Origin of the sequence: Psychrobacter sp., from assembly GCF_049295055.1 — a bacterium.
Classification (GTDB): Bacteria; Pseudomonadota; Gammaproteobacteria; order Pseudomonadales; family Moraxellaceae; genus Psychrobacter.
Window position 1 is genome coordinate 1 of record NZ_JBAQQF010000013.1, and the last position, 11,747, is coordinate 11,747.

Sequence of the window (11,747 nt, forward strand, 5' to 3'; positions counted from 1 at the left end):
ACTCAAAACATCAATCACGGAGCCAGATGATGACAACACCCGACCAACAGCTGCATACGGATACGCACGCTTACGTTCTAACAAAATCCGATATAGACAACACACCCGAGACCAAACACGTCCATCAATTCAATGAGCAAGCCATTCGCCATACGGTATCGTTAAGTGACATCGTCGGTCTGACGAAGGTTGGCTTGCACCTTGTGCGGGTTGAGGCAGGCGATGAGACGACGACGCATCACTATCACGAAGAGTCTGATGAGTTCATTTATGTACTGTCAGGCGAGCTGTCTCTGCGCTATGGCGATGAGCAGTATCAGCTGAGCGCTGGTGACTTTGTCGGTTTCCCTGCGCATGGCGCGGCGCATTCGATGCGCAATGATAGCGATACTGATGCCACGTATCTGATGGGCGGTAGCCGACCACCGATTGATATCACTCTGTATCCAGAGATCAAACGCAAGATGTATAAGATACATGGTAAAAAAGAGTATGTGGATTTGGAAGATTTGGGTGAGGTTTGAGGGCGATATTGAGAGTTTCAATAAATATTAGAATTTTAACTATGACACCACTATTTTAATGAACAAATTTCTATTAAAAGTTACTATAGTTAATGTTAGTAAACTATTACAGATTAATAGCTTAAATCGTTAATCAACTTTCACCCTTGATCCTAAATAGTAAAAAGGAATTCATATGAATACGAGTACTAGAATTAAGAAGGTAGGTGAGAACACAATAACTTGGAAGCCACTTAATGAACTTGATAATGATTTTAATAATGTAAGAGCATCTTGGAGAAGTAATTCTTTTAATTTTAGGGAAGAGGACATTCATACTGGAAGCCAAGGTTTGAGACCACCACAAATTGGAGCAATCCATGCGGGTTTAGGGTACGAGAAATCTGATCATAACGAATCTGCAACTATTGTCATGCCAACAGGAACTGGAAAAACTGAAACAATACTATCACTGGTAGTAGCTGGAAAATTCCCTTTAACTTTGATTATCGTGCCTTCAGATGCATTGCGGACTCAAGTTCAAGATAAATTTATAGAATTAGGTCTTTTACGAAAACTAGAACTGGTTTCCGATAGTTTTCAAAATCCATTTGTTGCTACCATCACTAAGGGCATTAGTCAGCCTCAAGAAGTTACTGGGTTAATACAGTCTAATGTAATTATTGCCACACCATCTGTACTTCAAAATTTTTCTAGTGAATGCTTCACTAAGCTATTAGGTAGCTGCTCCCATTTAATTATAGATGAAGCACATCATATAGAAGCTAGAACTTGGTCAAAAATTAAATCTCATTTTGTAGGAAAAAAAGTCTTTCAATTCACTGCTACTCCTTTTAGGTCAGATGGCGTCAGAGTTGAAGGTAGAATTATTTTTGATTATTCATTGAAAAGAGCACAAATTGATGGCTACTTTAAAAAAATCGAACGCCATTCAGTTGTAGAGTTTATTGAAGAACATGCTGATAGAGTAATTTACGAGAAAGCGATCACTTTATTAAGAAAAGATATTGATGAAGGCTTTGATCATATACTTATGGCTAGAGCACATTCTATAAAAAGAGCTGAAGAAATTTTTGAATTATATAAGTCCGAAACTGATTTAAAACCTATTCTTATCAACAGCGATACTAGAAATCGTAAGAGTATATTAGAAAATATTAAGAAAGGAATTCATAGAGTAATCGTTTGTGTAGATATGCTTGGCGAAGGATTTGATCTTGCTAATCTAAAAATAGCAGCAATACATGATACACATAAAAGTATAAATATTACCCTTCAATTCATAGGTAGGTTCACAAGAACTAATGGAAATTTAGGTAATGCTAAATTTGTAGTAAATATTGCCAACCCTAAATTAAAAAAGGAAATCGAAAAGCTATATAGTGAAGACTCGGACTGGAACAATGTAATTAGCGATATAAGTCTAGAAAAAATTAATGATGAAAAAAAATACCAAGATTTTAAAGAAAAATTCTCAGAATCAACAGACATTTTTAATTTAGGTTTGCGACCTAATATGAGTACAGTCGTTTATAAACTAAATTTGGAATCATGGGCTCCTAACAATATCTTAGCTTCTAGTGAGAAGCATTTTAAGGTTTATGAATATAGTATTAATGATGAAGAAAATAAAATTATCTTTAATACTAAAACCTACCTATCTGTAGGCTGGAGTAATTCTAAAGAACTATTCAACGAAATTTGGGATTTATATATATTATATTACGATAAAACTAATAAACTTCTATTCTTACACACTTCAAATAAAGGTAGCTTAAATAGGTTTTTAATAAAATCTATTGCTAATAAAGCTATCCAAATTAAAGGAGAAAATATATTTAGAGCTTTGCATGGTCTGAACAGGTTAAGACTACAAAATGTAGGCTTAAATAAGAACAAAAAAGGCCTACGTTATTCGATGCATACTGGAAGAGATATTGCCGACCAAATTCCAGACATTGAGGCTAAGAGAGCTATAAAATCTAATATCTTCGGATTAGGTTATGAAAATGGTGAAGCAACAAGCATAGGTTGTTCTTACAAAGGTAAAATATGGGCAATGGATAGTGATTCAATAGATAAATGGTTTGTATGGTGTGAAAACGTAGGTAATAAAATACTTGATGATAGTATAGATCCCAACAGCATATTAAAAAATGCTATGCGTAACATTACGCTTTTAACGTTCCCTAATAAACCTATTATATCTGTAGATTGGCCTTTAGAAATCCTTAGGAAAAATCAAGAGAAAATTATTATAGGTAGTACAAGTTGGAATGAAAGTATAATCAACTGTGATTTAAGTTCTGACATTTTTTCGAAAAATAATGGTACTGAAATAAACCTATATCTCTCAACGCCTGATCAGAAAAGCAAAATTAGATTAATACTGAAAAATGATAGAGTATTATTTGAATCATCAGATAATCTATATATTCAGATCGGAGAAAACATAGAGCTGCTTAGTGATTTTTTTGTAGAATATCCACCTATTATTTTATTAACTAATACGGGTTATGTTGAAGGTGATCAATATTATTTTCCTAATAAAGAGTATGCTTATTTGTATGACAAAAATAGAATAGTTACTTGGGACTGGGAAGGAGTAGATATATCTATTGAGTCTCAAAAGCCTGAAAAGATAAAAAACTCTATTCAATATCATACTATTCAAAAAATCAAAGAGTCTTACGACTTAGTATTTGATGATGATGGTAGTGGTGAAATAGCAGATATAGTAGCAATCAAGAATGTAGATAATAGAACGCTTTATATCGATTTTTTTCATCTTAAGTATTGTTCTCCTAATGATAAAGGTATAGCTAAGCCTGGTGCAAGAGTAGATGATGTATATCAAGTAGCAGGTCAAGCAGCAAAAAGTATTAAATGGATTAGAGATATTGAAAAGCTCATTTTAAGGCTAATTAGTAGAGAAATTGATAGAATAAAAAAAGAAAAACCTTCGAGGATAGATAAAGGTAGCTTAGAAGGATTGAATCTTCTACTCAAGATCTCACAACAGGCGTATCTCGAGTTTGGTATGACAATCGTTCAACCAGCTATCTCAAAACAGAAAATTTCAAATGAGCAGCTTACTATTTTAGGTAATGCTGAGGTTTATATTGAAGAAGTTACTGGAATAAAGATTAACGTTATTTCAAGCATTTAGAATAATAACGTTTTCAACTTCAAGTCCTTAGTAGCTTGCATCAGTAATAATACAAAAGTAGCTAATGGTGGCCAGCCTTACCATTAGCACATATTGCTTGCTCGAAAATTTTAGCGGATAACATGATTAGCTGAAGTTAGTTTTTGTACTCATTGTTTAGTTCGTAAAAACCCTAACGCCTTTAAACTCAGCATATTTTCTCTCAACCAACGCCTAATAACTAAAAACTTGCCCCTCAAAAGCTTTATTACCTACTAGCCAAAAAAAGCCTCCCACCCAATCCACTATCAAACCTATCCTACTCCACACCTTTTACATTCATCTGATCGACAATCGCTTCTAGCTCATAATAATTAGATAAGACTTTTACCTTATTTACTTTCCTTAATTTGATCGCTAACTCAATGCTCTCAAAACGATTGTCATCAAACACCGCGTTATATATCTGCTGCAACATCCTTTTTTGGATAGCGAGGAACTCAGCCCGATAAGGCATGGCTTTTAGCTTATGAATCGAAAAGAACAACAACGCCAAAGGCACTAGCATGACATACTTATCCACACCGTCCTGTAGTGGTAGCAACGGGATACAAATCATCAGCACGACAGGCAGCACCCAAAGGATGACGCGCCATTTTTTTTCATAAAAACCGATCTGTTTTCTAACGGCAATATAGTCTTTTAGCTCTACAAAGTGCCTGTTTTTGGCAATGTTGATATAAAAGTAATCTTCGCGTAGGCCATGTTGAAAGACTTGCCGTAAGCCTACAGATTCAGGCCTATCAATCTTGAAACGCTCTTCCATAAAGTCAAAAGGCAGCCAGCGCAGTAGTTTTTCACGCAAGACATCAGACAAGCCACCTTCTTTATTAATGGACTTCAGCAACATAACCACTGACAAGCTGAGCATAACAGTCAAAAACAGCAAAAATAATAATAAATAAAAATGATCAGTCATAAGTGGTCGTTAGCCTTTGTGGCTCTTTTTGAATAGTTATAAAATCGTTCAATATTAGTACTTTAGAAACTTAATGTTCTAGAAACTTAGCGTCTTAAAAATTTAAAACATTAGAAACTTAGCTTCATATATCACAGACGATGGTGGTGCTACCGCCCCTTAAACTTCGCTTCCCTTCTCTCAACCATCGCCATTGCACCCTCGCGCGCATCTTCTGAATAAAACAAATCTGGCAGATAGCTATGGATATTGGCCAGTGCCGCGCCGATGCCGCTACGACTGACATCTTGTGCCGCTGACAGTAGACTTTGCACACCTAGCGGTGCGGCTTGGCAAACCTCTTTGGCAATCGTGAGCGCGCGCTCGTATTCGGTGCCATTTGCCACCACTTCACTGACCAGATTGAGTCGATCTGCGGTTTGCGCGTCAAATGCTTTGCCTGTGAGCAGATACGGCATGGCTTTTTGCCAACCAGCAGCTTGTACGAATCGGACGGTCGCGCCGCCAAACGGCATGATGCCGCGCAGCACTTCCATTTGGGCAAAGTTGCAATTGTCGCTAGCGATGACCACGTCGCTATTGAGCATCAGCTCAATGCCAGCGGTAAAGCAAGTGCCTTGTACCGCGACCACGACAGGCTTACAGCGTGATTTACCGCTGATGCCCCACGGGTCGATTTGATCGTGATCAAACTCAAACGCGCCTTTGTCCCACTTGTCTTGTAGCTCCATGAGATCGAGACCAGCGGTAAAGTGCTCACCATGCGCAAATATCAGGGCGCAGCGTAGCGCATCGTCGTTCTCGTAATGGGTGAGTGCGTCGGATAATTGCTGAATCATATGGCTGTCAAAGGCGTTGCGTTTGCTTGCACGATTTAACCCGATTAGGCAGATGTGATCTTGAATCTCATAGGTGATGCGGTTGTCGTTGTGGTTATGATTGTGGTTAGTGGTATCCATCGTCATGACTATATCCTTGTCAACAGTAGCATTGTGGTGTCGTGAATGGTGATTTCGTAAATGGTAATAAACGTCCTTTTAATATAGACATCCCTGCTCTAGAACACAAGTGACAAAACATTTATTGATAAATGGCCGCATTCCTAACAGTAAGTAAAAAAATTTATACCCATTCCACGTTGCAGGATAATAGTTCTGTTTTATTTAGCATCGACTATAGCCAGCACATTACGAGTTGACGTTATTTGTGATAAGTGCAACTATTATCTATCGCATTAGGACATCATTCAGGGCATCTTATGGAATTTTGGCACGGTTTTTTGCTTATCACCAGCGTCCACTTACTCGCTGCCGCCTCGCCTGGCCCTGACTTTGTCTTGGTGTCGCAGCAGACATTGGCAAAAGGTCGACGCACTGGGCTGATTTGTAGTCTGGGTATTACTTTTGGCTTAGGCATACACATTATTTATTCGGTACTGGGACTGGCGACCGTCATTGCTCATTCACAGCCGCTACTGACCGCGATTAAATGGTTGGGCGGTGGTTATCTGATTTATCTTGGTTGGCAAGGCATTCAAGCCAAACCCAAAAAGCCAGCAGCATTAGCACACTCGGCAGGATCAGATTCTAGCGTTGCACAAGACGCGCTTACGCACCAAACCACCACTGCTAATAAAAGCCTCTCAGTCAATAATCCCGACTCAACCTTTTCTATTTTGCGCCGAGGTTTTTTTTGCAATGTCTTTAATCCAAAAGCACCAGTGTATTTTGTGGCGATATTTACCTTGGTACTCTCACCAGACATACCACTTTGGCAATTGGCGATTTATGGCGTGTGGATGATGGTGTTGCAGATGGCATGGTTTAGTACGGTGGTGATGCTACTGTCTATTCCTGCGATTCATCGGCGCTTTCAGCGTTTTGAGCATTGGATAGACCGCGTCTTGGGGACAGCGATGATCGTATTGGGCTTAAATCTTATTTTACGTAGCCGATAAGCCGTGAGTTCCTCGTAAAATCTGCTAAACTAATCCTTTATATTCAGACATCAAAGCCCGACACTATGACAAGTAAGCCGACAACCAATAGAGCCATGAACAGCAAACACAAAAACAGATCGCCCGCGACTGCCAAAAAACTCGGTCAGCTGCATCCGCGCAATCCGCACCAAGGTCGCTATGACTTTGCGGTATTGACTCGCGCCCTACCTGAGCTGGCCGATCATACCATTACCAACCCGAATGGCGAGCCGACGATTAATTTCTCGGATCATCAAGCCGTACGCGTGCTCAACAAAGCCTTGTTGGCGAACTATTATGGTGTCAAGTTTTGGGACATTCCTGAAGGTTACCTCTGTCCACCAATCCCCGGACGTGCTGATTACATCCATTATATCGCTGACCTGTTGGCGCAAACCACCCACGTCAATGACGACAATACGCCGCCCATAGGTAAAGAGATTCACGCCCTTGATATTGGTACCGGTGCCAGCGCGATTTATCCCATTATTGGCAGTCAAAGCTACGGCTGGCGTTTCACAGCGAGTGACATCGACCCAATTTCGGTCAATACCGCCGCACTTATTTGTGAAGCCAATCCAAAGCTCAAAAGCGCGGTAAAAGTAAAACTACAGCCTGAGCCAAAAGTCATCTTCAAAAACATCATCGGTCGCCAAGACTATTTTGATGTGGTCGTATGTAACCCACCGTTCCATGCCTCACTCGAAGAAGCAATGGAAGCCAACAGTCGTAAGCAGCATAACTTGCAGCGACATCGCGGCAAAAACGAAAGCGAACAAATAAGTCGTAGCTCAACAAAGTCAGGCAACGCCGCCCAAAACCTAAACTTTGGCGGTCAGCACAAAGAGCTGTGGAGTGAAGGTGGCGAGATTACCTTTTTAACCAAAATGGCAAAAGAGAGTCAAAGCTTTGCCGAGCACGTTGGCTGGTTTACTACCTTGGTTTCCAAGTCAGAAAATGTGAAACCTTTACAGCTATTGCTCAAACAGCTTGATGTCGCGCAAATGCGCATTATTGAGATGAGCCAAGGTCAGAAAAACACCCGCATCCTAGCGTGGCGCTTTCATACTGAAGAAGAAGCATAAACAATCATAATATTTGTTAAAGTTTCACGTGAAACAAAAGCCCCGCTTTGATATCAAAGCGGGGCTTTTTTGTTGTAAAAATAAGTGCTAATGCCAAAAACTTTCAGCTGAATCAACCAGTCAATCAGCCAAAAAACATGATTTTTATCCCAATAGCGACCAGTACCAAACCACCTAACGCTTCTGCTTTATCCTCTAACCAAGTACCAGAGCGCCAGCCTAAATAGACACCTGATAAGCTAAATAACGCTGTGATTACCGCGATAATCAAACAAGCCAACCAAGCATTTAGTGCCAACAGGTTAAGCGTGAAACCAGCAGCCATGGCATCAATACTGGTAGCAATGGCGAGCGTAAACATCGTCTTATGATTAACACCTTGATGACTGCTATTCTTTGCTAATACCTCATCAGCAATGTCATCAATCTCTTCTTCTCTGTCGCCTGCAAACACTTCATAAAGCATTTTGCCACCAAGTGCAATAAGAATGACACCGCCAATCCAAGGAGCCGCGGCCGCTAACCAACCCAGCAATGCCGCACCTAATAGATATCCAATAAGTGGCATGATGCCCTGCGCGATACCGAAATATAGCGCGGCATAAAAAGCCAAGCGCAACACATAGTGATGGTTTTGTTTTTGTGATTTGGCACCCAAACCAATCGCGACGGCGAACGCATCCATAGCTAAGGCAATAGCAAGTAGCACGACTTCAATCATTGTGTGGTTCTCTTATCAAAAATATAAAAAGGTTTCACATGAAACAAAAATACCGCTCTAGATATCAAAGCGGTATTTTTATAAAAAATAAAAGGAGATCAGAGTACTGATACAGTCAATTCTAAATAAAATAGAATCATTATATTGCAACGCAGAACTGGTACAAATTTTTCTTGCTTGCTGTGCCTTCGCAGACAGAGGCTGCAAAACTTCTCATTTAAAGGTAAGCATTCCTGTCACGCTGACTCGTTTTTATACTAAACTCACTATATGTCTAGATTAGAGACCGTTAGCGCATTCTCTTCGATAAAGATACGACGAGGCTCTACATGATCACCCATCAGACAAGTAAACATATGATCGGCAGCGATGGCATCTTCAATCGTCACACGCAACATACGGCGGTTTTCAGGATCCATCGTGGTATCCCAAAGCTGATCGGCGTTCATCTCGCCCAGCCCTTTATAACGCTGAATCGCCAAACCACGGCGCGCGTCGAGCATCATTTGCTGCCACAGATAGTCAAAGTCGCGTACTGGAATGTCTTTGGTCGTGCCCGCACTGGCTTCACGGCGGATAAAGGCATCATCAGCAAGCAAGGTATTCCACTCGCTTGATAAACGCAGTAACTTGCTATACTCGCCCGAATTGATGAAGCTAGCATCTAACAGATAATGATGCGCCAACTGATGCACATAGACCGTAATACGTGGTAACCACTGAGCTTTCGTAGATATAGCCTCGCTCTCAGCGCCTTCCTCGATATCTACTTGCGGTTTCATCCCCAATAAATCAGCAGCAGCAGCATCCATATTTTTTGGCTGCGGCGCATGAATATTGACCAGCTCAATCTCAGGGTTTAAATCAGAGCCAAAGTGATCGAGCTGCGTTTGCATGCTTTCCGTCCAAGCTTGCATAGCAGACTTGTCATACGTCATATCCGTGCTTAGCTTCGGCGTATGGGTTAGCGCATCCAAGATAACCGCTGGAAAACGAATCTGCAAACGTGCTTTGATTAGCTGAGTTTGGTTATAGTCGTTCAGTAGTGTCTCAAGCGCTTGACCGGTGATGGCGGGCGCATCTGCACTGACATGTAGCTTGGTATTGTCGATTGTTGAAGACAATAAATAAGCTTTGAGCGCCTCATCGTCTTTTAGATACAGCTCTTGACGTCCTTTTTTTACCTTATAAAGCGGCGGCTGAGCGATATAGACATAGCCACGCTCGATCAGTTCAGGCGTTTGACGGAAGAAAAAGGTCAATAGCAGCGTACGAATGTGCGAGCCATCCACATCGGCATCGGTCATGATAATGATTTTATGATAGCGGACTTTATCAGGATTATATTCATCCGGACCGATACCGCAGCCAAGTGCGGTAATGAGATTGCCCACTTCGGCAGACGATAGCATTTTGTCAAAACGCGCGCGCTCAACGTTTAGAATTTTACCTTTTAGTGGCAAAATAGCTTGGGTTTTACGGCTACGACCTTGCTTGGCTGAGCCACCAGCAGAGTCACCCTCCACAATATACAGCTCTGACAATGCAGGGTCTTTTTCTTGGCAATCCGCCAGTTTACCCGGCAAACCTGCGATATCCAAAGTCGTCTTGCGACGCGTCATTTCACGCGCTTTACGAGCTGCATCACGGGCGCGTGCCGCATCGATAATCTTATTGGCGATGGCTTTACCCGCTGTTGGGTTTTCTAATAGATAGTCGTTAAACTTAGCATGCATGGCTGATTCGACCGCGGATTTTACTTCGCTTGATACCAGCTTGTCTTTGGTCTGACTAGAGAATTTTGGATCAGGCACTTTGACCGAGACAATAGCCGTTAGACCTTCACGGGCATCATCGCCAGTTGCGACCACTTTTTCTTTTTTGAATAAATTCTCACGATCCATGTAGCTGTTTAGGCCACGCGTGAGCGCCGAGCGGAATCCGGATAGATGCGTGCCACCATCGCGCTGCGGAATGTTATTGGTGAAGCACAATACTTTTTCGTTATAAGTATCCGTCCACTGTAGCGCCACTTCGACACTGATGCCGTCATCTTGTTCGCTGGTGAAATGGAACACTTCATTGACGCCGTCTTTGCCCGCATTGATATAGCTGACAAACTCAAGCAAACCACCTTTGTGCTCAAACTCGTGGCGCTTATCGATGCGTTCATCGGTTAATACAATGCGCACGCCGGAGTTCAAAAACGAGAGCTCGCGTAAACGTTTGGCCAAGATATCATATTCAAAGACGGTGCCAGTAAAGACATCCGCACTTGGGTAAAAACGAATCTGAGTGCCTGTTTTATTCGTTGGCTCCATCTCTTGAATATCAGCATCGGGCACGCCATCGGTATACGTTTGATGATAGTGAAAACCTTCGCGCCAGATATTCATTTCCAGCTTTTTGGATAACGCATTGACGACCGATACGCCGACGCCATGTAGGCCGCCTGAGACTTTATAACTATTGTCATCGAACTTACCACCAGCGTGCAGTACCGTCATGATGACCTGCGCCGCCGACACCCCTTCTTCTGGGTGGATATCGACCGGCACACCGCGACCATTGTCCATCACACTGACCGATTCGTCTTCATGGATGATGATGTCAATTTGATCGCAATGACCCGCAAGCGCCTCATCGATAGAGTTATCCACCACCTCAAAGACCATATGATGTAGACCAGTACCATCGTCAGTATCACCGATATACATACCTGGGCGCACGCGTACCGCTTCTAACCCGCGCAATACACGAATATCTTTGGAGCTATAATCAGAGGGTAATCCTTCAGGAGCCACAGCGGGTACAGTCGTCTCGACAACGCTGTCTGATATCAATTGCTCGTGGTCTGTCGGTAATGAATCACTCATGCGCATTCCTTAATCTAGCCATAATCAGCCGTTTGTTATTGACCCACCCATACGGTGATGTCTCATAACGTTATTTTAGATTTAACTTTTATAGTCAAAACTTTTGATAGGTATTATTTATTAAAGGCTATTAGTTGTTAAAAGCTATTAGCCAAATTTTATAAGATATTTGATGAACTTAAAAAACGTTAAGTTGATCTCTCATTCACCCAATGTTAGCGGCTTTGTCTTAAAATAAAACCATGCTAAAACAGAAGGAATAAAAATCATATTTATCAATTACTTAAAATTTTTAGCCAATAAAAAACATCTATATAACGCTATCAAAAAACTTGCTGAGAATAGGACAAAAATAAAGCCCTATTTTAGCATTTTTTTGCTTCTAAGTCACTGTTTGCTGGCTGTTTTGTGCTTATTAAAAAACTGTTTAAAGAGG

The 11,747-nt window shown here is 41.3% G+C and carries 8 protein-coding genes; 4 read left to right on the forward strand and 4 right to left on the reverse strand.

What is annotated here, in order from left to right; translation table 11 throughout:
* Nucleotides 1-26 precede the first annotated feature (26 nt).
* Together WAZ74_RS02345 and WAZ74_RS02350 are read left to right on the forward strand one after the other, a co-directional pair.
* Nucleotides 27-524, forward strand: coding sequence for a cupin domain-containing protein (locus WAZ74_RS02345; RefSeq protein ID WP_422305398.1), 498 nt, complete (start codon nt 27-29; stop codon nt 522-524).
* A 175-nt stretch (nt 525-699) separates the two neighbouring features.
* Entirely contained in the window at nt 700-3,693 is a 2,994-nt protein-coding gene (locus WAZ74_RS02350; RefSeq protein ID WP_422305400.1) for a DEAD/DEAH box helicase, read from the forward strand.
* Nucleotides 3,694-3,991: 298 nt separating this feature from the next.
* On the opposite strand, the gene WAZ74_RS02355 is transcribed toward WAZ74_RS02350, so the two are convergent.
* Together WAZ74_RS02355 and WAZ74_RS02360 are read right to left on the reverse strand one after the other, a co-directional pair.
* On the reverse strand, nt 3,992-4,651 hold the full coding sequence (locus WAZ74_RS02355) for a hypothetical protein (protein ID WP_422305402.1): 660 nt from the start codon (nt 4,649-4,651) through the stop codon (nt 3,992-3,994).
* Nucleotides 4,652-4,800: 149 nt separating this feature from the next.
* Nucleotides 4,801-5,616 carry a crotonase/enoyl-CoA hydratase family protein gene (locus tag WAZ74_RS02360; RefSeq protein WP_422305404.1) on the reverse strand — a complete coding sequence of 272 codons (816 nt, stop codon included), beginning with the start codon at nt 5,614-5,616 and terminating at the stop codon, nt 4,801-4,803.
* A gap of 293 nt (nt 5,617-5,909) precedes the next feature.
* Between WAZ74_RS02360 and WAZ74_RS02365 the strand changes: the two genes are divergently transcribed.
* On the forward strand, nt 5,910-6,608 hold the full coding sequence (locus WAZ74_RS02365; protein ID WP_422305406.1) for a LysE family translocator: 699 nt from the start codon (nt 5,910-5,912) through the stop codon (nt 6,606-6,608).
* Between the two features lie 65 nt (nt 6,609-6,673).
* Nucleotides 6,674-7,714: a 23S rRNA (adenine(1618)-N(6))-methyltransferase RlmF gene (gene rlmF / locus WAZ74_RS02370; protein WP_422305408.1), complete on the forward strand. Its 1,041-nt coding sequence runs from the start codon at nt 6,674-6,676 to the stop codon at nt 7,712-7,714.
* Nucleotides 7,715-7,838: 124 nt separating this feature from the next.
* Here rlmF and WAZ74_RS02375 read toward each other — a convergent pair whose 3' ends face one another.
* Nucleotides 7,839-8,435, reverse strand: a complete 597-nt coding sequence (locus WAZ74_RS02375; RefSeq protein WP_422305410.1) for a manganese efflux pump MntP family protein — start codon at nt 8,433-8,435, stop codon at nt 7,839-7,841.
* Nucleotides 8,436-8,701: 266 nt separating this feature from the next.
* Entirely contained in the window at nt 8,702-11,311 is a 2,610-nt protein-coding gene (gene gyrB / locus WAZ74_RS02380) for a DNA topoisomerase (ATP-hydrolyzing) subunit B (RefSeq protein WP_422305412.1), read from the reverse strand.
* Between the last annotated feature and the right edge of the window lie 436 nt (nt 11,312-11,747).